Origin of the sequence: Cobetia sp. SIMBA_158, assembly GCF_046566945.1 — a bacterium.
Taxonomy (GTDB): domain Bacteria; phylum Pseudomonadota; class Gammaproteobacteria; order Pseudomonadales; family Halomonadaceae; genus Cobetia; species Cobetia amphilecti.
Genome location: NZ_JAWJYL010000652.1, coordinates 1 through 257 on the forward strand (window position 1 = coordinate 1; position 257 = coordinate 257).

Consider the following 257-nt stretch of genomic DNA (forward strand, 5'->3'; position numbering starts at 1 on the left):
TCTGGTTATGAAAAGCGTGTAGCTCAAACGTTAACTGAACACATTAAAATCGAAGGTCTTGAAGAGAGCTTTGGTGAAATATTAGTACCAACTGAAGAAGTGGTTGAGATGCGCGCAGGTCAAAAGCGTAAATCTGAGCGTAAATTCTTTCCAGGCTACGTACTAGTACAAATGGATATGAATGACGCTAGCTGGCACTTAGTAAATAGCACTGAGCGTGTAATGGGCTTCATTGGCGGTACATCTGACCGTCCAGC

General features: G+C 43.2%; 1 protein-coding gene. It reads left to right on the forward strand.

The window, feature by feature from the left end:
• On the forward strand, positions 1–257 hold a 257-nt coding region (locus R2R70_RS21440; RefSeq protein WP_410979116.1), incomplete at both ends, for a transcription termination/antitermination NusG family protein.